Origin of the sequence: Polynucleobacter ibericus (genome assembly GCF_018687955.1) — a bacterium.
Taxonomy (GTDB): domain Bacteria; phylum Pseudomonadota; class Gammaproteobacteria; order Burkholderiales; family Burkholderiaceae; genus Polynucleobacter; species Polynucleobacter ibericus.
In genome coordinates this window covers 1,859,279-1,880,810 of record NZ_CP061309.1, presented here as the reverse complement: position 1 = coordinate 1,880,810, position 21,532 = coordinate 1,859,279, and the positions used below count along the sequence as shown (strand labels likewise).

Sequence of the window (21,532 nt, the reverse complement as noted above, 5' to 3'; positions counted from 1 at the left end):
TTGGTATTACTCTAGCTCTAATTTTTGCTTGGTTACGACTGTTTTATAGGTCGCATATTCTGCTGCAATCTCTTTGGAGAATGCTTCTGGCCCATTTACATTAATGATCGACCCCGTGTCTTCAATACGTTTTCTAACGGCGGGATCTTCAACTGCTTTTTGAGTGGCGGCATAAATCTTATCAACAACATCTTTGGGTAATCCTGCTGGACCAAGCAGGCCATAGTAAGCCATCCTATTTGCTGGTGCGAGACCTACTTCAGAAAATGTCGGTACATTTGGCAAGAGAGGAATACGTTTTGGTGCAGCAATTACAATGGGAATTAGACGACCATCTTTGATGAAGGGGAGCGCTGATGGCAAGTTGTCAAACATGATAGGAACTTGACCTGCCACAACGTCAACCAAGCCAGGCCCGGCACCACGGTAAGGAATATGTACGATAAAAGTCCCTGTTAGGCTTTTGAAGAGTTCAGTTTGCATATGACCAATGCCGCCAGTACCCGAGCTAGCATACGAATACTTTCCTGGATTTTTCTTAATTACCTCAATAAATGTTTTGTAGTCACGAGCCGGAAAATTGGGATTAACGACGATGATATTTGGTGTCGCAGCAATATTGGTAATTGGTGTGAAATCCTTGATTGGGTCATATCCAATTTTGGTATTGATGGCCGGGTTAGACGCAGTTGTGGAGACGGTAGCGATTCCTAAAGTGTAGCCATCTTTTGGTGATCTTATTACCTCGGTTGCCCCAATGGAGCCACCCCCGCCAGCTTTATTTTCAACGATGACAGACTGCCCAAGTTGTTTGCTTAGGGGGTCAGCGATACTGCGAGCGATAATATCTGTGCTGCCTCCAGGAGCGAATGGAACAATGATTTTGATTGGCTTGGTTGGATAGGATTGTGCTGCTACGCCAAAGCTAATTAAAGATGTGCATGCCATTAAAAAAAGTCTACGAGCTAATTTCATTGCGCTTTCTCCACGGGATTAATTACAGAAAATGAATACGTTAATTGTGATCTTAGAATAGCCTAAGGTTAATTTACTGAGCAATATTTCATCCCTAAATTAGGGCAAATTGGACGAATGATTCATTTTGCTCTTTCAGCATCAGCTTAAATGATGATTTTTCAAAGATGAGGGGTAATCATTTTTAGGTTTTTGCCCATAATGCATATAGGGTCAAAAATTACTTAATTTGTGAAAAGTTTAATTAAGAATCTAGTACCGCAAATTCTTTAAATAACGCCATTTTCACGATCATATCTACCGCTTGACCGATGACCACGGTTTTTTGTATAGAATTTACCAATGACAAACCTAAACCAGCTTCCTACAGATTTACCTATTCCTCAAGATGACGGTTCAACCAATCATTTGAGGGGAATGAGGCTCCCTAATGTTTCTTTAAATGCGACAAATGGCAAGAGCGTCAATCTTGGAGACATCAAGGGCAGATTAGTTATCTACTGCTATCCAATGACAGGGCAACCCAATGTTGCTTTGCCAGATGGCTGGGATCAAATTCCTGGTGCAAGAGGTTGTACGCCTCAAAGTTGCTCATTTAGAGATCACTATCAAGAGCTTCAAGCTTTGGGTGCAGAGGTTATAGGTTTAAGTGTTCAAACTACGGAATATCAAAAAGAAATGGCCGATAGACTGCACCTGCCATTTCCGGTTGTGAGTGATGAGAACTATCAATTTCAAAAGGCATTGAATATGCCCACCTTTGTAGCCGCTGGAATGACATTACTAAAGCGCGTTACATTAATTGCGAATAATGGCGTGATCGAGGCAGTTCACTATCCTATCTTCCCAAGTGATAGTGATCCAGCCTGGGTAATAGATTATTTGAAGAGCCATTAGAACTGGCATCCTAGTCCCAGCTACTGACGCTTAGGCCTATCAAGAAATACCAAAAGCACCTTCGGGCAGTTTTTTACTTGGTGCTTGCAAGTTGCCATGAGAAAATGAAAACATATTAGCCAATTGGAGAATGAGTGCAATGAAAAAACTATTTATTTCAGTAGTTACAGGTTTATTTATTTTGATCTTAACTGGTTGTGCTGCCAGCTCAACATCACCTGTCGGTGTGAATTGTGACTATAGACAAGAGAAGCCTTTATGGGAGATGCCTCTGGATTGCCAAGGGCGCTAGTTCTGAACACAGCATTTTTTGTTTGTATGTTTACTGGCAATATCGCTTAAAGCAAGTAAATTTCATCGATAAAAAAGAGGTAGCAATGGCTACCTCTTTTTTATAAGTAACTACGGGTTTGATTAAGTGAACAGATCTGCGTTCATCACCTTAGTCCATGCCGCGACGAAGTCTTCCACAAACTTTTCTTTGTTATCGTCTTGGGCGTAAACCTCAGCGTAAGCTCGCAGTACTGAATTCGATCCAAACACTAAATCAACTCTAGTTGCTGTCCACTGAGTTTTTCCTGTGCTTCGATGAACAACATCGTAGCTATTTCGCCCCGTTGGTTTCCATAAGTAGTTCATATCGGTCAAATTAACAAAAAAGTCATTGCTCAGAACACCTTCTTTGTTTGTAAACACCCCTTGTTTTGTTCCCCCATGATTTGTTCCTAGCACCCTCATGCCACCAATCAAGGCGGTCATTTCTTGGGCTGTCAGACCCATCAACTGAGTGCGATCTAATAACAACTCTTCAGGCATAACCACATAGTTTTCTTTAAGCCAATTCCGATAACCATCTGCTAAGGGCTCTAATACTTCGAACGATTCCACATCGGTCATCTTTTGCGTAGCATCACCACGACCATCAGTAAACGGCACCTTGATGCTATATCCTCCAGCTTTAGCGGCCTGTTCAATGCCAATATTGCCAGCCAGTACGATGATGTCAGCAACACTTGCGCCTGTTTTTTTAGCGATCGATTCGTAGATGCTCAGTACTTTAGATAAGCGCTTTGGTTCATTGCCTGCCCAATCTTTTTGTGGCGCCAAACGGATACGAGCACCATTGGCGCCACCGCGCTTATCGGAATCTCGGAAGGTGCGAGCACTATCCCAAGCGGTCGCAATCATCTCGCCATTTGATAGGCCGCTAGCTTTGATCTTGGACTTCACAGCTTTTAGATCATATTTTTTAGAACCTTTTGGAACTGGGTCTTGCCAGATCAAATTTTCTTTAGGCACATCTGGACCAAAGTATCTTGCCTTAGGACCCATATCGCGATGAGTGAGTTTGAACCAAGCTCTCGCAAAGGTTTCGGAGAAATAAGCCTGATCTTTGTGAAACTTTTCAGATATCTTGCGATATTCAGGATCCATTTTCATTGCCATGTCAGCATCAGTCATCATGGGCATAGTACGAATCGAAGCATCTTCTACATCAACTGGCTTATCTTTTTCTTTGATGTTGATGGGTTGATATTGCCATGCACCAGCTGGACTCTTAGTTAGCTCCCAGTCGTAATTCAGCAATAAGTCGAAGTAGCCGTTATCCCACTGGGTTGGGTTGGTTGTCCAAGCACCTTCAAGGCCGCTGGTAACCGTATCACGACCAATGCCGCGCGTCTTGTGATTCATCCAACCAAGACCTTGTTCTTCAATTGGTGCAGCCTCGGGCGCTGGTCCCAAGTTTGCGGCATTACCATTACCATGGGCTTTGCCAACTGTATGTCCACCAGCGGTTAGTGCAACAGTTTCTTCATCATTCATGGCCATGCGCGCAAACGTCACGCGAATGTCCTGTGCTGTCTTAAGCGGATCGGGTTCGCCATCAACACCTTCGGGGTTGACATAAATTAATCCCATCATGACTGCAGCCAACGGATTGGCTAAATCACGCTCACCGGAATAACGACTGCCCTCGCCACCACTTTTTTGAAGCCACTCTCTTTCTGAGCCCCAATAGATATCTTTTTCTGGATGCCAAATATCCTCACGACCAAATGAGAAACCAAAGGTTTTTAATCCCATGGATTCATAGGCTAGTGTGCCTGCCAAAATCATGAGATCGGCCCAACTAATCTTGTTGCCATATTTCTTCTTAATTGGCCAAAGGAGTCTTCGTGCTTTGTCTAGATTAGCGTTATCTGGCCATGAATTCAGCGGAGCAAAGCGTTGATTACCTGTGCCGGCCCCACCCCTTCCATCGGCAATACGATAAGAGCCTGCGGAGTGCCAAGCCATACGGATCATGAGGCCACCATAGTGACCCCAATCGGCTGGCCACCAATCTTGACTGGTAGTCAGTAATTTTTTGACATCTTTTTTAAGTGCCTTGGTATCGAGTTTCTTTAATTCCTTACGGTAGTTAAAGGATGGCCCAAGTGGGTTTGTTTTTGTATCGTGCTGGTGAAGTATGTCTAGATTCAGTGCCTTAGGCCACCAGGCCATTGGGGTGTTGCTAACCTCAGTATTCGCTCCATGAGCGACAGGGCATGTGCCTTTTGATGTCATATTGATCTCCTTTGTAGTAAATCATTTTGGTTGACTATTTCAGCTTAACGGATTTAATTTCATTTGCTTGATTCTGATGTTATTTTTCTTTTGTGACAGCTATACGCCTGTCAATCTCCCTTGTATTTCTCTTTTTCAACTCCATCCGTTATTGTTTGTGATGTGCTGATCTTGTTCCTATTGTGGATATCAGTCCAATGAATTTAAATGAACCTATCGATCGAATAAATCGATAAGCTGACCCTACCTAGGGCCGCCAAGAAGCAGAAAAACTACCTTCGGGCGGCTTGAGCTTTGGTTCGGCAGAAATGTGGATTGTCCATTAGGATGGTCTTCTTATCGGTAAATACACCTCCACTTCTATGACTCGTTTTCGTCAAATCATTGCCCCCCTTATTTTTTCCCTGCTTAGCCTATGCTGTATGGGGCAAGCAATAGCAGCCCTAATGAACGATTTGCAGGATGGCCAGTATGTTTTATTGATGAGACATGCTGATGCTCCGGGATATGGAGATCCTGCAGGTTATGTCATTAGTCAATGTGCCACACAGCGCAATTTGGGTGAGTACGGTAAAAAGCAATCTAAGGCAATTGGTGTATGGCTAAGTAATCAAGGCATTCAAAAGGCCGATGTGTTTAGTAGTCCATGGTGTAGATGTTTAGATACGGCAAATCTTTTGAATAAAGGCCCAGTAAAAATTGAGCCATCACTCGGATCTTTTTTTGACGATATGAGTTTAGAAAAGAAGCAAACTAAAGCATTAGAGGGTTTCATTAAAAATGAGCTAGCTAAACAATCTAAGGCGCCACTTATTCTGGTGACACACCACGTCAATATTCAGGCCTACACCGGAAAAGTAGTTGGTGTGGGCGACATGGTTTTGGTGAAGGTGAATAAAAACGGGGAATATCTTTCACACACTCTCTATCCAAGCCCCTAAACATATGCCGTTAGACATTCTTATTTAAAGGACCCCTATGAAATACTTATCTTTTACGTTTTTATTGCTCCTGTCTTTGATGGGGGCTTCTTGGGCCGCAGATACTACCCCCGTTAAGTCAGACCCAGCCTGGTTAACCGAAGCAAGGGCAAGTATTAAAGCAGAAAAATATGATCAGGCAATACAGCAATTACAGTCTGCTAATGAAACAAGTTCAGCCGATTGGAATAATTTACTGGGTTACAGTCTTCGAAAAAAACAGCCACCTGACTTAGTGGGCGCAGAAAAATATTATCAAGCTGCTTTAAAAATAGATCCAAACCATCGAGGCGCTCTCGAGTATTACGGAAAACTCAAGTTAATGAATAATGATTTGCCAGGGGCTGAGGCATTATTGGTGAGGCTGGATAAGGTTTGCACTTTTGGGTGCGAGGAATACTCCGATTTAAAGGGAGCTGTACAAAAATATAAGACTAAAAAATAGGAGGCAGTATGTATAAGCTCATAGCCTTTGATGCTTATGGCACATTATTTGATGTGTATTCCATGGGGCAGTTAGCAGAAGAATTATTTCCGGGGCATGGCCAAGCATTTGCTTTGATGTGGCGTGATCGTCAAATCGAGTACACCCGCTTAGTGACTATGAGTGACCCCAACCCTAATGGTAGCAAGCACTATTTGCCATTTTGGGAGCTAACGATTCGCTCTTTGCACTATGTCTGTAAACGGATGGGCCTAAATCTCACTCCAGAGTATGAGAAGCGCCTGATGGATCAATACGCAAAATTGACTGGTTTTGAAGATAGCTTGACCGTTCTTAAGACCATTAAAGGCAAAGGCATCTCTACCGCAATACTGTCCAATGGAAGTAGAGAAATGTTAGCCACCGTCGTTGATAGTAATGGCCTAAAAGATTATTTAGATAAGGTCGTGACTATAGAGGATGTGCGTTTATTTAAAACAGATCCTCAGGCCTATGCGCTTTTATTAAAGGCATTCCCCGTCAAGAAAGAAGAAATTCTCTTTGTCTCCAGCAACGCTTGGGATGCTCTAGCGGCCAAGTGGTATGGTTTTGATGTGTTCTGGGTCAATCGTCTTGGACACCCCTTTGAAGAAATTGGTGAAAAACCAAACTATGAAGGCGCATCACTAAGCAAGGTGTTGGAAATCATTTAAGGAGAAATTAATGCTACCAGTCACCTCTATCATTGCGGCTGTTTTAACCATCATCTTTGTCAGACTCTCTTTCGCTGTGATTGGCTTAAGAAGAAAAAATCAGGTTGGCATAGGAAGTGGTGGTCATGAAGATTTGGAGAGGGCTATCCGCGCACAGGGAAACTTTGCAGAGTATGTTCCATTTGGCATTATCTTGATTGCTTGCCTTGAGTTAAATGGGGCTCCTTGGTGGCTGGTTGCTATTCCTGGCATTACTTTAATCATAGGGCGCCTGATCCATGCGGTTGGTATAAATGAGCCTCCACCCAATTTCAATAAACGTGTTTTGGGAATGAAATTTACTTTTGTAACCCTCCTGAGTTTGGCAGCCCTCAATTTGGGCTGGTCTTTATATCAATTGCTTAACTGATAATCAATAAGATTAAAGCGGCCTACCAATCCAAAAAATGTGATTGATAAATGCCCCCAAGAATCACTAAAACCACCTTCGGGTGGTTTTGCCTTTATGGAGATTTGCCCGTGCAACTTTAAGCGCTTCCTTAATCCCCAGTAATTTAGTGATGTATTAGTTTTTGCTGACATATCTTAGGCGCATACTAATCAAGTATATGGAGGATTTATGAGTATGAAGCTTGTGTTGTTTATGTTGTCTTTGGGCATTTGTGGATTGGCAAATGCTACTAGTCCACAAGAATTATTAAAAACCTATGAAGCGCAATCAGGCAAAGCATCAGCCAGCAGAGGCGAGCAATTTTTTAATGCCAAACATGGTAAAGAGTGGAGTTGTGCTTCATGCCATGAGAATCCCCCTAATCATGATACGAAGCATATCGTTACTGGCAAAGTAATTAAGCCTTTAGCCCCGTCCGCTAACCCAACTCGATTTACAGATGATGCCAAAGTCGACAAATGGTTTAAGCGCAATTGCAATGATGTGCTCGGTCGTGACTGCACTGCGCAAGAGAAAGCAGATGTTCTCGTTTGGTTAATGAGCGTTAAGTAAGGTAACAATGAAAAAACTATTGATTTTCTTATCAACTGCATTCGCAGTTAGCTCAGTAATGGCTGCAAAAATGCCCATGCCATCAGATATGCCTAAATCTTATGAAGCTGAATGCGCGAGCTGTCATATGGCTTATCCACCAGGATTGCTAAGTGAAAAGAGTTGGCAGAACGTCATGAGTGGACTTACGAAACACTTTGGTACTGATGCAAGCATTGATGAAAAAGACAAAATCGAAATCACCAATTGGCTAAAGCGGAATGCTGCTACCAAACAAAAATACAGTGAGTTAGCTCCAGAAAATCGCATTACAAAAACGTCATGGTTTATTCGTGAGCATGAGGAGATTAAGGCCGATGTATGGAAAAGGCCAAGCATTAAGAGTCCAGCAAATTGCGGTGCCTGTCATACCACTGCAGCAGAGGGTATTTTTAGCGAGAAAGGTCTGAAGGTGCCGGCCAAATGATTCATAAACAACCTATCTTGGTCTGGGATGTGCCAACTCGTATTTTTCATTGGTTGTTGGTCATTTGTTTTGCAGGTGCTTGGCTTACTTCTGAGAGTGAGCGACTGCAAATGATTCATTACGCATTTGGTTACTCTGCTTGTGCGCTTGTCTTGTTTAGATTGGTATGGGGTTTGATGGGAACCAAATACGCTCGATTCTCCCAATTCATAAAGGGCCCCCGAGAAATTATTAGCCACTTTAAGGGTATGTTGGGCAGCTATCAGGAGGCATCACCGGGGCACAACCCCGCTGGTGGCATCGTCATGCTTGGGCTGATGGCCATCATTTTATTAATTGGTTTAACAGGCTACTGGAGTGTGAAAGAGTTTCTTGGAGACTGGATGAGCGAAGCGCATGAAGTAATTGCCAGCCTAGCTTTGGCATTGGTGATTATTCATATTGCCGCAGCAGCTCTGATGAGTCTTTTGCAAAAAGAAAACCTTGTAAGAGCAATGGTGACCGGTAAGAAGCAAGGGTTACCCGAGCAAGCAATTCGGTTCCCACAATATTTTATTGGGCTCCTCTTGGTCTTGGGTTGGGCGTACTGCTTTTATGCGGTCCTGACTGGCGCCTTGCCGAGCCTGACGCAATAAGGAGCCTTGAGTAATAAAAATACCGCCTGCGGGTGGTTTTTTTATTGAGAGATCTGCTATAAATTAGGCATCACTCCTGGAGCAAATATGACCCAATCAAGCCGCCGCAATTTCTTAAAAACTTCTGCTATTGGTGCCGCTACATTTTCTACTACAAATGTTTTGGCTCAAAACACAAACTTATCTCAAAAGACAATTGCTGAGGTTGAGGCCTTTGAGGCAAAACGAGATGCGGATACAACGGCTAATTGGAATGACGGCTTGGTTCATCCTGCTCCATATAAGAATTTATTTGCGCAAGGTAAAGAGCGAGGTTTAGCCTTGGGTGGCGGTGGAACACCATTGATTGCTTGGTACGCGGGGTACTGCAATGCGCTTAAGAAAGCGGGTATAGATTTAGGTGCAGCAGATGTTGCAGTTGGTACTTCTGCGGGATCTATATTTGGAGCAATGCTGACCTCCGGACATTTTTGGCGTCTTTTGAGTGAGATGGATCTTTTCTCAGATTTTCCTAAATTGCTCGCAGAAATGATGCCCGCACTGCAATTTAATTCCTCTCAATTAAGAGCGCAACGCGCGGAACTAACAGTTCGTGATGGATCGGCTGCATCTATTCAGCGTATTGGTAAAGCAGCCATGGCTTCATTAAATCCGGATGGCATAGCTAAGTACAACAAGGTAATGAAGAAGTTGCTCACAACTGCATCATGGCCATCTGATGGAATGTTCACTACAACAATTGATTGCTATACAGGGCAACGTCTTGTTATTTCCAAAGAAAGCAATATTCCCATTAATGTTGCTTGTGCGGCAAGCGCTTCTGCGCCGGGGCAAGTAGGGCCAACCTTCGTAAAAGATCGCTTATGTATGGACGGCGGTATGTCTCAAAGCAGCACCCATAGCGATGTGATTGCAGGAGTTAAGCGAGCAATTATTATTTCCTTAGGTGATGGAACGATCAATGAGCAGAAACAAGGACTACGCTTATCGTCTCTGCCAAATACCGTTAATCAAGAGGTAAAAGATTTGGAGGCTGGTGGCACCAGAACAAAACATATCGTTGTTGGTCTTCCTCCCGGTCTATCTAAGGTAGAAAATCTGATGGATCCAAAATGGATTGCCCCCTATCTCAAGTATGGCAATGACAGGGGAATAGCGGATGTAGCGATGATGAAGGCGTTCTGGTCTTAACGCCAATCTGGCAAAAGTGCCATCAGGTTATAATTTTTAATAGCAGGAGAGCGAGGGGTTTCCCTCCACCGAAGGCGCAAACTCCCATGAACGCTCAGGTATCCACCAGGAAGGTACTGCTTATCCTAAATAGCCGTCTGGAGAGTCACCATCTTTATGGTGCACCGAAGGAGCAAATCCTAAGCTAGGCTTAGGGTGAATCTCTCAGGTATCAAGGACAGGGGGAGCGGCATCCATCGGCATAGCTTGTCTATGTCTGCGATGGGCTGCTTTGGGAGAGTCTCATGCAAATTCTGATCGAATAGTTTGACGAACTTCGTCGTGCTGCCACAGCAGCTTTAATCCATTGACTCATTGACATTCCCCAAAACGAATTCATTTTAGGCATTAACTTATTAAGGCAAATGTATGACAAACAAATTTGTTGAAGAAGCTCCATATCATCCAGGCTATGAAGACGCCAGCTTTAAAGGCGCAGCCTCACCCCTGGCTGCAGAGATTGATCTCTTTAGAAAAAGCAATTCCCGTTACTTAAGCTTTGCTGATGTGATCGTCAATTTTTGCAAATCAGACCAAAATAAATGACATTTTGCTAGGTAATTGCAAAGAAAATAAGCCGCCTGCGGGCGGCTTATTTATTGCCTATTAGATTGTTTCTAATAGGAGTGCTACAGATCTAAATTATCTAGTGCTAAATCTTCTAGATGACTGGTGTCTGCCCAGCGCTCAACTTTCCAAGTTAGTCCATCATGACTAATCCAGTTGAGCGAGGCGTTAGGTACAGCAACAGCTTTTTCCGCATCTAATGGCTGATTGCTTGCAATTCTGTACATCATATCCAATGCGCCACCATGACTGATCAACAAAATAGTTTGGCCTAAATGCTGCATTTTGATTTGTTCAAGCGCAGTTCTGATGCGGTCTGCAAATTGTTGAATGCTTTCACCGTCGCGTAAATTCTCTTCAATATTTCTGCTGAGATGAGATTTCCAGAGCTCCGGTTCTCGCATTGGAGCTTCATCGATGGTCAGTCCTTGTAAAGCGCCAAGGTGACGCTCTCGTAATATTGCATTACTTATTGCGCTTGTCTTAAATAATTCTTCGATAGCTTTTGCGGTCTTTGCTGCGCGCTGAAGATCGCTCGTGTACAAAACATCAAAGTGCAGATTAATATTTTTGAGTGCAGCTGCCATTTGTTTAGCCTGCGCTAGGCCTCTGGCATTCAGGTCAATATCCGTATGGCCTTGCAGGCGACGCGCAGCATTCCAGTCGGTCTCGCCGTGGCGAACTAAACAAAATCGAGTAATAGTCATGCGGCAATAATAAAGACTTAATTATTTTTGAGAGTCCAGGCGCGCGGATTGTGCTCAAAGCCAATGTGTTCGTAGTATTCGTTTGCCTTAGGCGCGGCTAAAAGGACAATCATGCATTCGGAACCGAGATGCGCTTTAGTTTCTTCTATTAGTTGTTTACCAATGCCGGAGCGTTGGTATTTTTGGTCAACTGCTAAATCTGCTAGATAAGCCACATAAGCAAAGTCAGTGAGCGAGCGAGAAATGCCTACTAGCTTTTGACCGTCCCAAGCGGTAATGGTGAGATTCGCATTCTTGAGCATTGCCTCAAAGGTTTGCTCATTGTGAACCGGGCGACGCTCACCAAGGGTTGAGCGCTTATAAAGATCAATGGCTTGCTCAGCCGTTATGTTTGCGTTATCACGGTATTCAATCATGCAATTTCTCGTTCAATAGTTTGTCGCCAACACACAGAGTTCCCGAATTAAGCACCTCAGCCCGAATGCCTCCTCGTCCTTCGAAAGCTTCCATGAAGCTTGGCCTACTAAGTAGTTGTGCTGGTCTTTCACAAGGGGTGCATAGTTCCGTGCCTAGCAATTGGAGGCTACCTAGCTGGAATTGCTGACCGACTAGATCATTCAGATCGCTGGCGGTAACTCCTTCGAGCACAATGTTGCGACGTGTTTCAGCCCCAATAAAAGTAGGCTCATCACCCGCTTTTAACCAGTCATTTGCCGTCTCAATACCAGATGAGGCAATCAGGCTAATGTGACGTACTTTTATTGGCTCAACAGTGGAATATGCTCCTGTGCCCAGCGCATAACGGTCGCCCTCAATACCAGCGCCCGCCTTGACGCTAATATGGCTGACAGATTGCATCTGCGCACCAGCGGAGGGTGCAAGATAGATGGCTTGAATATGGATGTTCAATTTCATAAGGAATGCTGACATATTACAGCCCACTTAATCAGTATTGTTAATACAATCGATTCAATATTGAATAAAGGGCAATGGTGAATAAAGAAAGCAAAGGAATGCTAATTGGCTTTATTGGCATCCTTATTTTTAGCCTAACCTTACCAGTTAGCAAGATTGCTGTTCTTAGCTTTAATCCTTACTTCATTGCTTTCGGCAGAGCTCTCCTAGCGGGCTTGGTAGCACTAGCTTATCTTGCCTACAAAAAAGAACCCACTCCTACAAAAGTTGATTTTGTTAAGTTTGTAATTATTGCGTTTGGTGTAGTGTTTGGATTCCCCATCTTTACTACTGTAGCAATGGCTCATGGTTCATCGTCCCATGGCGCAGTGATCTTGGGAATGATGCCGCTTGCTACCACCGTGATTGGAGTAGTGCGCTTCAAAGAAAGACCCTCTTTAGGATTTTGGCTTGTATCTCTATTGGGAGCCGGCTTAGTTGTTCTGTATGCCTTACTCAAGAGTTCTGGAAGTTTTACTTATATTGATGGCCTTCTTGTTCTTGGCGGAATTAGTGCATGTATTGGCTATGTAGAGGGCGGTGAGCTCTCTAGAAAAATGAATCCTCGCGCCGTCATTTCATGGGCTTTAGTGATCTCATTGCCACTCAATATTGTCATGACATGGCTAACTTATAGTCCAGGGTATATAGATGCTGGAGCGGTTGCCTGGACAAGTTTTATTTACCTCAGCTTATTCCCCATGTTTCTTGGCTTCTTCTTTTGGTATGAAGGACTTGCGATTGGAGGCATTGCGAGAGTGAGTCAAGTGCAGCTGATGCAACCTTTTTGTACGCTAGTAGCTGCTAGTGTTTTGCTGGGAGATTCACTTACTATGATGAATTTAATCTTTGCTGTATTGGTTGTATCAACCGTCATCCTTGGAAAAAGAATGTTGGTAATACGAACTTAGAGGAATAGAGTTTTGTGAAATGATGCAATTAAAAAGCCCCATTTGAGGGGGGCTTTTTAATTATGCGGCAACAACTGTATGTTTACTAAGGGCTCGTAATATTTTGCCCTTTTCTTTTGGCTTGGTGCTTGCTTCTAGTAGCTTTGTCAGCTGAGCTACATTAAGGGGTCCTAAGCGCGCTTTTCCTGTTTTGGTGAGCATGGAGTCATTTTTTCTGGTTCTTTGATTTTGGCCTACAGCCATGAATTTTCCTAGAGTTATGGCATGATGAATCTCCGAGGCTTGCGTAAGAGATTCCCCTTTCTAGGGCGCACAATAGTGATCACAGTTCAGAATAACAGTTAACTAGTATGGGCGCTATGATGTAGTCATGATAAATCTACCAAGCCTTGTATTTGCCTTAGTAATGGGCCTCTTGATGTCTTTAAGTATTACGCTTGCTACTACATTTGTTCGAGTCGGCCTTGCAGAAAATTTTTGTTGGGTATGGCTTGAGGTGTGGTTAGTCGCTTATCCAGTAGCTATTGCTTGCATTCTGATTTATCGACCGCTTGCGAGCAAGATCACTACAAAAGTTTTGGCAAAATTAGCTCTGAATAAACCCTAAATCATAGGAAGGATTTTTAAATGAATGCATTGATAAAGTCATCCATTTTGGGCATATATTGCATGACTATGTTGGGTGCTTGTGCTGCGGTGTATACCGATGCATCGGACTCAAACCATGTTACTTTTCTCAATAGCAGTGGCGAATCGATTGAGCAATTAACCCAGAAAGCGGGCGCCTACTGTGCGCAGTATGGCAAGGTTGCCTCATTCAGAAGTAGCGATACTCAGTTGGTCGCCGTATTTGATTGCAAGGCAACGCGTTAAATCAACAGCAGTTTGGTTTTCAGCCCGCTAGGTCTGATTGATAAATTAAACCGGCGTGCTCTCTGAGGGCATGGAATTGAATCGATTCCCAGCGTTGTTGAGCAACATCTAACTCTGATTTATGAGATGCCAAGAAAACCGAGGCACCTACAACGTCTTCCGCCATACGGTGGATGTTTTCTTGGGTGAATTTTTTCAGGGCCACAGGATCATCTGAGCTAACCCAACGAGCTAGGCTGTAGCGTGCTGGTAGAAGGCGCACTTCTGCGCCATATTCAGTCTGCAGACGATGGCTTACCACTTCAAATTGCAGCTGACCAAAGGCGCCAAGCAGCATAATGCCGCCAGCCATAGGCCTAAAGACTTGAATGGCACCCTCTTCACCCAATTGCATTAGCCCAGTACGTAATTGTTTTGAACGTAAAGGATCGGCAGACTCAACCATGCGGAAAATTTCTGGAGCGAAGAATGGCAAACCAGTAAATTGCAACTGCTCACCTTCAGTGAGAGTGTCACCAAGGCGCAGGAGACCATGATTGGGCAAGCCAATGATGTCACCCGGAAAAGCCTCATCCAAAATATCACGTCGTTGCGATAAGAATGAGAGCGCATTGTTGGTGCGTACCTCTTTACCGTTTCGACAAATTTTTAATTTCATACCACGCTGAAAGTGACCAGAGCAGATGCGCAAAAATGCAACGCGGTCACGATGTGCTGGATCCATATTTGCCTGAATCTTGAACACTACTGCAGAGAATTTATTTTCAGCTGGGCTCACCTCTCGCTGCAATGCTTTGCGTGACCCTGGAGATGGTGCAAGCTCAACCAATGTATTCAGAATCTCACGTACACCAAAGTTATTAATGGCTGAGCCAAAGAAGACGGGTGACTGACGCCCTGCCAAGAAGGCTTCAAGATCAAAAGCCGGCATTGCTTCTTTTATGAGCTCGACTTCAGCCAAGGCATTTTCTAAGTCAGTACCAAGACGCTCTTTTAGGGCTGGATCATTAATATCTACCACCGCATGAGAGTCTTCGGTTACGCGATCTTCACCTGCCTTGAACATGCGCATACGAGAGTTCGCAATATCGATCACACCCGCAAACGATTTACCCATACCAACAGGCCAGGTAAATGGAACTACCTCGATGCCGAGCGCCGTTTCAATCTCGTCCATTAACTCCATCGGAGGTTTTACCTCGCGATCCATCTTATTAATGAAGGTCACGATAGGTGTATTGCGCGCACGACAAACTTCGAGCAAGCGAAGTGTTTGAGATTCAACGCCGTTAGCAGCATCGATGACCATGAGTGCCGAGTCAACGGCAGTCAGAACTCGATAGGTATCTTCAGAGAAGTCTTGGTGGCCAGGCGTATCCAATAAATTAATGATGCAATCACGATATTCCATTTGCATCACTGAGCTGGCTACCGAGATGCCCCGCTGCTTTTCAATCTCCATCCAGTCAGATGTTGCATGACGACTTGCTTTGCGTGCTTTAACGCTTCCCGCAATTTGAATAGCGCCTGCGTAAAGCAATAATTTTTCAGTAAGCGTGGTTTTACCTGCATCCGGGTGAGAGATGATGGCAAAGCTGCGACGTCTTAGTACTTCTGCGCCTGGAGTGCTGGAGGTAGGAGTTTCGATGGTAATTCTGCGTTGATTAATCTAGGTTCGAACGCAATTATAAGCGTGTGAGGCTTGTCAGAACTGCTCTTCAGGCCTGACATAGCGCCATTGACCTGGAGGTAGCGGGCCCAAGGAGATGCGACCCATTCTGACGCGTTTGAGACCAATCACTTTGAGCCCGACCATTTCACACATCCGACGAATTTGGCGCTTACGACCTTCACGCAATACAAAGCGCAGCTGATCTTCATTTTGCCAACTTACTTGTGCAGGCTTAAGTTCCACGCCATCTAGCGATAGACCATGCTTTAGGCGATCCAAATCCTCGAAAGAAAGTAAGCCCTCAACGCGCACTAAATATTCTTTTTCGATGGGGCTATTTTCACCAATCAATAATTTAGCAATGCGGCCATCTTGGGTTAAGACGAGCATTCCAGTAGAGTCAATGTCTAACCGTCCAGCTGGTGCCAAGCCTTTAGTGTTAAAGCGTGGGCTTCTACCTTTATCTAGCGGGCTAGCAAAGTAATTTTCAGGGGTGATTAATGAAGCTGCTGGCTGATATTCTTGCTCATCATCATAGTGAGAGATATAGCCAACCGGTTTATTTAGGATGACGGTAATGCGAGATGCTTGTTGCGCCTTGGCGCCTGATTGCAACTCAATTTTTTGATGGCGAAATGCTCGTGTACCGAGCTCATTAACAACCTCACCATCTACAGTCACTAATCCTTGCTCAATATAAGAGTCTGCTTCTCGACGTGAGCAAAGGCCAAGCTCAGAGAGTAATTTTGAGACGCGTACTTTTTCTTCCATCCCCGCATTATCCGTCAATTACTAGCCCTGGGGAGACGTCATTCATTGCTTAGGTCCTCACAATATGAACACTACAGGGGGCCTCTTCGACGATCTTGGTCATAGAGGTTCTCCAGGGCGCTACCTTATTGGGCAACTTATGTGATGCTCCAATCAGAATAAGGGACGCATCATTGTCTTTGGCAAACTCCACAATACGTGAGGCGGGATCCATGGCTTCTAGTACGTGATATGAAATTCTTTCTGGTGGTAGCTTTAATGGTTTGGCCCAATCCATCAGCTGCACTAAATGGCCGCGCACAATTCCGCTAGCCGATTCCTTTTCTTGATTGCCTTCGAATGTAGGGGTGCCACTAATAGTGCTCAAACAAATCAATCGGCTTTCAGGATAGGCGTGCAATAAATTCTTTGCTGTGATTTGCATGCGCTCACGCAAGTCTTCGTCAGACTGACGTGTATCGATTGCAGCAAGCATAAGCGGGGCATCAAAGTTGCCCATACTAGGACGCAGACTTGGAGAGGGTTCATAGCCTGCAGCCCTAAACATGCCCTTCAGGTTTTGCCAAAAGCTAGGCGGCTCTACTCGGTCAGCGCGTTCAGTGAGAGTAACTCCCTCGGGGTCGCGCAACACTTGACGCAGGCGCGCAGCACTTTGATAGCGATCTGCAGCACGTGGCTCAAGACACCTAAGCACTACCTCTTGTAACCAGCGTGGAATTTCTCTTCGAATAGCGCGTGGCGGAAATGGTTCAGCCCACATCCTTCTGCGCAGACCACTCATTGTTTGGGGGTTACCAAATGGTAGCTCTCCAGTCAGGAGCTCATACATGATTGCGCCGATAGAGAAAATATCGCTGCGCGAATCAGAGCGAATCCCAGCCACTTGCTCTGGAGAAATATACGGCGCAGACCCAACACCTTTACGCATCTCTTCAGCGAGCAAATCTGGGAAGCGAGCGTGATGCGATAAACCAAAATCAATGAGGGTTAGCTTGCCCTTATCATCTACCAAAATATTATCTGGCTTGATATCTAAGTGAATGGCATCTTGAGAATGTAGTGATTGAACTGCTTGCGCTAGATCTGCGCCAATGCGCACTACCTCATCAATCGTAAATACTTTGCCTTCCTTGATGTAGTCCTCTAGTGGACGACCTTCAACTCTTTCCATCGCAATATAAGGGCGCGTGGCCATATTGCCAGACCCTAAATACTTTGGAACATAAGGACTCTTCAGCGAGCGCAAGATAGTGAGCTCAGTTTCAAAGCCAATCAAGCTTTCTACAGGCTGATCTTTACCTACCCGCGGTATCTTCAGCAGAATAGGCTCATCTATGCCTTCTTTAGTTGCCGAAAAGAGGCTCGCCATTCCGCCGCGATGGACTTCCTTGCCCAAGACAAAGCCATCCACTACTTTGCCTTCCTGAAATATATCGTCTACTGCTTCAATATCGGTGTTGATTGGCATTGATTTTATTTGCCGGTAATAAGGCGATTTGCCAAGTCTTCTGGTAGCCCAGCGCGACGTACTTTATCTGCAGCAGTAAAGTGATCGTAGGCCACGCGATGAAATGTAAGAATTTCAGCTTCGGGTTCAAAGACAGCAAAGCAGGCCTCAGGATTTCCATCTCTGGGTTGACCAAGAGAGCCCACAACACCTACCCATTGGCGATGATGCAGTACTGGAATTTCATCACCAGGATGTGGTGCAAAGCGAATCAATTTCCCAACCGCACTTTGATAAAAGAGTGCTTGCTCATGTGCATGTCCAACAAAGGTGTAATTTTTTCCAGAGTTTTGTACACAACGCCACGCACTCATGCTGTCCGTAATGTAATTCCAGTCAGCAGGATTGTGTGCGGATGCATGCACAAAACAGATTTTCTCTTCTTGAACAATGAGCGGTAGATTTTTAAGAAACTCAATATGACTATTGCTGAGTTGAGATTTGGTCCATTCAATAGCAGCGTTAGCGCTGGCATTCATCTGCTCGCGACTATCCTTGAAAACAGCTTCATCATGATTGCCAAGAATGGCGATCGCCTTTTGGCTTTCTACAAGATCGGCAATGCGATCAATCAGGGCAATTGGGTCAGCGTTATAGCCCACGAGGTCACCTAAAAAAACCATGCGGGTAACGCCGAGCTCTTGGGCACGAGCCATGCAGGCTTCAAAAGCTTCTAGATTGCTGTGGAGATCGGCAAATAGCCCAATTCGCTCTGTCATGCCTCAATGATAGGGCAAGTGACCTTTATTTAGAAGGGTTATAGGGGCTTTGACCGCTATCTGGAGAGTTTTTAAAGCGCTTATGTACCCAGTAGTACTCAGCTGGACGAAGACGAATCTCATCTTCAAAATATTGATTAAGGCGCGCAGTGTCTGACTTCGGATCTGTGCCTGGAAAGTTTTCTAAAGGCTCTCTAATTTCGCAAAGATAGCCTGATTTATCAGCCTTTAGAGTAGTAGTCATCAGGCATACATCGGCGCCAGTAATTTTTGCTAAGCGGGAAATGGTGGTGATGGTATTTGTTTGAATGCCAAAAAAAGGCACGAATTCAGAATCCTTAAGTCCTAGATCAATATCGGGTGCAATGATGATGAAGTCCCCATTGCGAATTTCTCGAATGATTGCTTTGGCATTGCCTTGTCGATCGATGGAGTTTCCACCAAAACGATTACGCCAATCCACGATTTTTTTGTTGAAGAATGGATTTTTCATTCTTTGAAAAAATCCAGAGGTACGTGGCCAATGTTTTTCTTTGGAGAGTGCGCTCAAAATAATGCTGCCCTCAATGCCTGTGAAGTGCATATTTACTAAAATTCGCGGTTTTTTGCTGGATAGGTCTACTGCAGATTTCACCTCAATCATATTACTCAGCTGTCTTGAACTTCCGCACCAGATAATACTTTTCTCTACCAGGCTGCGTCCAAGTAATTTCCAATGTTCTTTGGCAAGTTCATCGACTTCGGTGGGGCTTAGTTTTGGAAAGCACAAGTGGAGATTTGTTTTTACTACTCTATTTCTATCGCTCGGAATACGAGCGGCAATATATCCAAGACCATAACCAATAGCGACTAGTAAGCTATAAGGTAAAAGGGCAAGAAGCCTGAGTAGGATGACGCCTACTTCATTAGAAATGGATTTGAGCAAATTAGTTTTGCTCTGTTTCGTAGCGCTTAACCGATTTGGCATAGCGCTCTAGCATTTCTTCTGTAGAGCTGATTGACATACCCAAATCATTGACTAAGCCTGTGTCAAGACGATATGCCCAGCCGTGGACAGTAAGTTCTTGTCCACGTGCCCAGGCATCTTGAACAATTGTGGTTTCACAGACATTTACCACTTGTTCGATAACATTTAATTCGCATAGGCGATCTTGACGCTTAGCTGTTGGTAGCAATTCACCCAAATAACGCTCGTGTTTTTGGTGCACATCCTTCACGTGACGCAACCAATTATCAGCAAGACCAACGCGACGATCGCTAAGTGCTGCATGAACACCGGCGCATCCGTAGTGACCCACCACCAGAATATGTTTGACCTTGAGTAAGTCAATCGCAAACTGAATAACAGACAAACAATTGAGATCGGTATGAACTACTACGTTAGCAACATTTCGATGGACAAATAGCTCACCCGGCAATAGGTCTACGATTTCATTTGCAGGCACTCGACTGTCTGCGCAGCCGATCCAAAGATATTGTGGCGCCTGCTGATTAACCAAGCGCTTGAAGAAGTCAGGATCTTTAGCAATCATGCCTTCAGCCCACTCTCGGTTGCTTGTAAAGAGATGTTCTAGAGCTTGGGAATTTTTGTATGGCATGTTTTAAGTTTAAAGTACTTTAATGACACCTATTTGGTTAAAACAAACCCCCGCCGGAATTACGTTAAATTTGCATTGCCAACCCGGGGCAAAGCAGACTAAAGTCGTTGGCCTTCATGACGGCTGCTTAAAAATCTCGCTTCAGGCTCCAGCCTTAGAAAATAAGGCTAATGAGCTTTTATTGGCCTGGCTTTCTAAGCAGTTAAGAGTACCTCAAAAACAGATTCAATTTGTTTCGGGTCAGAATAGCCGTAAGAAAAGAGTGGAAATTTGGGGCCCTATTAGTCCCGAGCAAATTGTTCAATTATTGAGCCCAAAAAACTAGGGCCGACGTTTACCAAAAAATAGCCCACAAAATTCCGAGAATGAGTACCCACTTGCCTACGTAGTAAACAGATCGATGTTTTGCTTTCAACTTTTTGGCTTGCGCGCGGAGATGATAGAAATAGGTAAAGAGAACATTTACAAAGCCTATTTTTTCACCCTCCACATTTTGGGACGAGGCGGCACTCATTACGTGGCGCCCAAACCAGCGATTAAATAGCTCCACTACTTTAGTGTAAACAGGGCGCTCAACATCGCAAAATAAGATGATTCTTTGCTGATCTGTTTCATTGGCGGCGAAATGAATATAGGTTTCATCAAACATGACCGCTTCACCATCTTTCCAGAAATAACGCTCACCATCTACATCAATAAAGCATTTGGGATCATTCGGCGTGACTAAGCCAATGTGATAGCGTAAGGAGCCTGCATATGGGTCGCGATGGCGCACCAGCGTTGCCCCCGGGGGCAGAGAGGCGAACATGGCGGCCTTGACCGAGGGGATGGATTTCAGAAGTGCCACAGTTTTGGGGCATTTTTCTAGGGCGGATGGCACCTCTTTCCCGTACCAACAGAGATGAAAACGCTTCCAGCCGGTACGAAAGAAAGAATTAAAGCCAATATCGTTATATCCAGTCGCTGCTGCGATCGATCCAACCTCCTGCAAAGAAAGTGCTTCTTGGCGTATGGTTTCCCAGTTATCTTGGATGGGTTTCATCTCAGGAAATTGACTAACTGGAATAAAGGCACCTGCCTTCACTTTTGAAAATAAATATAAAAGAGTATTTACTGGCGCCAAAAGTACTTGGTAGTCAGTAAGGGATCTGACAACCCCAAAGCGAACTTTTCCTCTGAAATAAACGAAGACCGCAGATGCTACAAAAATAAAAAAGATGATGTGGCGAATTTCCATGGGTTTTATCTAAGTGAGGTAATTGTTAGTATTTTAATTTGTATGTTGCAGCTAAATAGACTATTTCTTCCGCAGGGAAGCTCATATACTGTGTATAGAAGATATAAGGACCTGCTAAGGGTTTG

28 protein-coding genes and 1 riboswitch are annotated in these 21,532 nt (G+C 44.4%); of the genes, 15 read left to right on the top strand and 13 right to left on the bottom strand.

The window, feature by feature from the left end; translation table 11 throughout:
- Positions 1-6: 6 nt before the first annotated feature.
- Positions 7-948, bottom strand: coding sequence for a tripartite tricarboxylate transporter substrate binding protein BugE (locus tag AOC20_RS09575; RefSeq protein WP_215360556.1), 942 nt, complete (start codon positions 946-948; stop codon positions 7-9).
- 369 nt (positions 949-1,317) lie between these two features.
- Here AOC20_RS09575 and AOC20_RS09570 point away from each other — a divergent pair, with 369 nt between their 5' ends.
- A complete protein-coding gene (locus AOC20_RS09570) occupies positions 1,318-1,872 on the top strand; it encodes a peroxiredoxin (protein ID WP_215360555.1) in 555 nt (184 codons plus the stop codon).
- A 139-nt stretch (positions 1,873-2,011) separates the two neighbouring features.
- Entirely contained in the window at positions 2,012-2,164 is a 153-nt protein-coding gene (locus AOC20_RS09565) for a hypothetical protein (protein WP_215360554.1), read from the top strand.
- Between the two features lie 122 nt (positions 2,165-2,286).
- On the opposite strand, the gene katG is transcribed toward AOC20_RS09565, so the two are convergent.
- Positions 2,287-4,440, bottom strand: a complete 2,154-nt coding sequence (gene katG, locus AOC20_RS09560; protein ID WP_215360553.1) for a catalase/peroxidase HPI — start codon at positions 4,438-4,440, stop codon at positions 2,287-2,289.
- A 446-nt stretch (positions 4,441-4,886) separates the two neighbouring features.
- On the opposite strand from katG, the gene AOC20_RS09555 reads away from it, so the two are divergent.
- The 9 genes from AOC20_RS09555 to AOC20_RS09515 all read left to right on the top strand — a co-directional run bounded on the left by AOC20_RS09555 (position 4,887) and on the right by AOC20_RS09515 (position 10,437).
- Positions 4,887-5,381: a histidine phosphatase family protein gene (locus AOC20_RS09555; RefSeq protein ID WP_251373103.1), complete on the top strand. Its 495-nt coding sequence runs from the start codon at positions 4,887-4,889 to the stop codon at positions 5,379-5,381.
- 37 nt (positions 5,382-5,418) lie between these two features.
- Positions 5,419-5,865, top strand: a complete 447-nt coding sequence (locus AOC20_RS09550) for a tetratricopeptide repeat protein (protein ID WP_251373102.1) — start codon at positions 5,419-5,421, stop codon at positions 5,863-5,865.
- 8 nt (positions 5,866-5,873) lie between these two features.
- Positions 5,874-6,557 (top strand): haloacid dehalogenase type II, encoded by a 684-nt coding sequence (locus tag AOC20_RS09545; RefSeq protein WP_215360551.1) that lies wholly within the window; start codon positions 5,874-5,876, stop codon positions 6,555-6,557.
- Positions 6,558-6,567: 10 nt separating this feature from the next.
- Positions 6,568-6,966: an MAPEG family protein gene (locus tag AOC20_RS09540; protein ID WP_215360550.1), complete on the top strand. Its 399-nt coding sequence runs from the start codon at positions 6,568-6,570 to the stop codon at positions 6,964-6,966.
- A 210-nt stretch (positions 6,967-7,176) separates the two neighbouring features.
- Entirely contained in the window at positions 7,177-7,560 is a 384-nt protein-coding gene (locus AOC20_RS09535; protein WP_251373101.1) for a DUF1924 domain-containing protein, read from the top strand.
- A 7-nt stretch (positions 7,561-7,567) separates the two neighbouring features.
- Entirely contained in the window at positions 7,568-8,026 is a 459-nt protein-coding gene (locus tag AOC20_RS09530; protein ID WP_251373100.1) for a diheme cytochrome c, read from the top strand.
- Positions 8,023-8,661, top strand: a complete 639-nt coding sequence (locus AOC20_RS09525; protein ID WP_215360549.1) for a cytochrome b/b6 domain-containing protein — start codon at positions 8,023-8,025, stop codon at positions 8,659-8,661. The genes AOC20_RS09530 and AOC20_RS09525 overlap by 4 nt, the downstream gene beginning before the upstream one ends.
- Before the next feature lie 87 nt (positions 8,662-8,748).
- Positions 8,749-9,852, top strand: a complete 1,104-nt coding sequence (locus tag AOC20_RS09520; RefSeq protein WP_215362320.1) for a patatin-like phospholipase family protein — start codon at positions 8,749-8,751, stop codon at positions 9,850-9,852.
- A 127-nt stretch (positions 9,853-9,979) separates the two neighbouring features.
- A riboswitch (glycine riboswitch) is annotated at positions 9,980-10,083 on the top strand.
- Positions 10,084-10,260: 177 nt separating this feature from the next.
- Entirely contained in the window at positions 10,261-10,437 is a 177-nt protein-coding gene (locus AOC20_RS09515; protein WP_215360548.1) for a hypothetical protein, read from the top strand.
- Positions 10,438-10,520: 83 nt separating this feature from the next.
- Here AOC20_RS09515 and AOC20_RS09510 read toward each other — a convergent pair whose 3' ends face one another.
- The 3 genes from AOC20_RS09510 to AOC20_RS09500 are packed head-to-tail and all read right to left on the bottom strand — an operon-like array spanning position 10,521 to position 12,095.
- Positions 10,521-11,165, bottom strand: a complete 645-nt coding sequence (locus AOC20_RS09510) for a histidine phosphatase family protein (RefSeq protein WP_215360547.1) — start codon at positions 11,163-11,165, stop codon at positions 10,521-10,523.
- Positions 11,166-11,182: 17 nt separating this feature from the next.
- Positions 11,183-11,581 (bottom strand): GNAT family N-acetyltransferase, encoded by a 399-nt coding sequence (locus tag AOC20_RS09505; protein WP_215360546.1) that lies wholly within the window; start codon positions 11,579-11,581, stop codon positions 11,183-11,185.
- Positions 11,574-12,095 carry an MOSC domain-containing protein gene (locus AOC20_RS09500; protein ID WP_251373099.1) on the bottom strand — a complete coding sequence of 174 codons (522 nt, stop codon included), beginning with the start codon at positions 12,093-12,095 and terminating at the stop codon, positions 11,574-11,576. Before AOC20_RS09500 ends, AOC20_RS09505 begins: the two co-directional genes overlap by 8 nt.
- Before the next feature lie 59 nt (positions 12,096-12,154).
- On the opposite strand from AOC20_RS09500, the gene AOC20_RS09495 reads away from it, so the two are divergent.
- On the top strand, positions 12,155-13,030 hold the full coding sequence (locus AOC20_RS09495; RefSeq protein ID WP_251373098.1) for a DMT family transporter: 876 nt from the start codon (positions 12,155-12,157) through the stop codon (positions 13,028-13,030).
- A gap of 60 nt (positions 13,031-13,090) precedes the next feature.
- Here AOC20_RS09495 and AOC20_RS09490 read toward each other — a convergent pair whose 3' ends face one another.
- Positions 13,091-13,273 carry a hypothetical protein gene (locus AOC20_RS09490; protein ID WP_215360545.1) on the bottom strand — a complete coding sequence of 61 codons (183 nt, stop codon included), beginning with the start codon at positions 13,271-13,273 and terminating at the stop codon, positions 13,091-13,093.
- Between the two features lie 127 nt (positions 13,274-13,400).
- Here AOC20_RS09490 and AOC20_RS09485 point away from each other — a divergent pair, with 127 nt between their 5' ends.
- Positions 13,401-13,637, top strand: coding sequence for a DUF2798 domain-containing protein (locus AOC20_RS09485; RefSeq protein ID WP_215360544.1), 237 nt, complete (start codon positions 13,401-13,403; stop codon positions 13,635-13,637).
- A gap of 20 nt (positions 13,638-13,657) precedes the next feature.
- Positions 13,658-13,903, top strand: a complete 246-nt coding sequence (locus AOC20_RS09480) for a hypothetical protein (RefSeq protein ID WP_215360543.1) — start codon at positions 13,658-13,660, stop codon at positions 13,901-13,903.
- Positions 13,904-13,922: 19 nt separating this feature from the next.
- Here the strand turns inward: AOC20_RS09480 and AOC20_RS09475 are convergent, their stop codons facing one another.
- The 6 genes from AOC20_RS09475 to can are packed head-to-tail and all read right to left on the bottom strand — an operon-like array spanning position 13,923 to position 20,170.
- Positions 13,923-15,551 carry a peptide chain release factor 3 gene (locus tag AOC20_RS09475; RefSeq protein WP_215362314.1) on the bottom strand — a complete coding sequence of 543 codons (1,629 nt, stop codon included), beginning with the start codon at positions 15,549-15,551 and terminating at the stop codon, positions 13,923-13,925.
- 57 nt (positions 15,552-15,608) lie between these two features.
- Entirely contained in the window at positions 15,609-16,346 is a 738-nt protein-coding gene (locus tag AOC20_RS09470; RefSeq protein ID WP_215360542.1) for a pseudouridine synthase, read from the bottom strand.
- Positions 16,347-16,395: 49 nt separating this feature from the next.
- A complete protein-coding gene (locus AOC20_RS09465) occupies positions 16,396-17,814 on the bottom strand; it encodes a protein kinase domain-containing protein (protein WP_215360541.1) in 1,419 nt (472 codons plus the stop codon).
- A gap of 5 nt (positions 17,815-17,819) precedes the next feature.
- Positions 17,820-18,572 carry a metallophosphoesterase family protein gene (locus AOC20_RS09460; protein ID WP_215360540.1) on the bottom strand — a complete coding sequence of 251 codons (753 nt, stop codon included), beginning with the start codon at positions 18,570-18,572 and terminating at the stop codon, positions 17,820-17,822.
- Positions 18,573-18,597: 25 nt separating this feature from the next.
- Positions 18,598-19,539 (bottom strand): LpxL/LpxP family acyltransferase, encoded by a 942-nt coding sequence (locus AOC20_RS09455; RefSeq protein ID WP_251373097.1) that lies wholly within the window; start codon positions 19,537-19,539, stop codon positions 18,598-18,600.
- Positions 19,499-20,170: a carbonate dehydratase gene (can, locus tag AOC20_RS09450; RefSeq protein WP_215360539.1), complete on the bottom strand. Its 672-nt coding sequence runs from the start codon at positions 20,168-20,170 to the stop codon at positions 19,499-19,501. Before can ends, AOC20_RS09455 begins: the two co-directional genes overlap by 41 nt.
- Positions 20,171-20,192: 22 nt before the next feature.
- Here can and AOC20_RS09805 point away from each other — a divergent pair, with 22 nt between their 5' ends.
- On the top strand, positions 20,193-20,495 hold the full coding sequence (locus AOC20_RS09805) for a DUF167 domain-containing protein (RefSeq protein ID WP_215360538.1): 303 nt from the start codon (positions 20,193-20,195) through the stop codon (positions 20,493-20,495).
- Between the two features lie 9 nt (positions 20,496-20,504).
- Here AOC20_RS09805 and AOC20_RS09440 read toward each other — a convergent pair whose 3' ends face one another.
- Positions 20,505-21,401, bottom strand: coding sequence for an aspartyl/asparaginyl beta-hydroxylase domain-containing protein (locus AOC20_RS09440; RefSeq protein ID WP_215362310.1), 897 nt, complete (start codon positions 21,399-21,401; stop codon positions 20,505-20,507).
- Between the last annotated feature and the right edge of the window lie 131 nt (positions 21,402-21,532).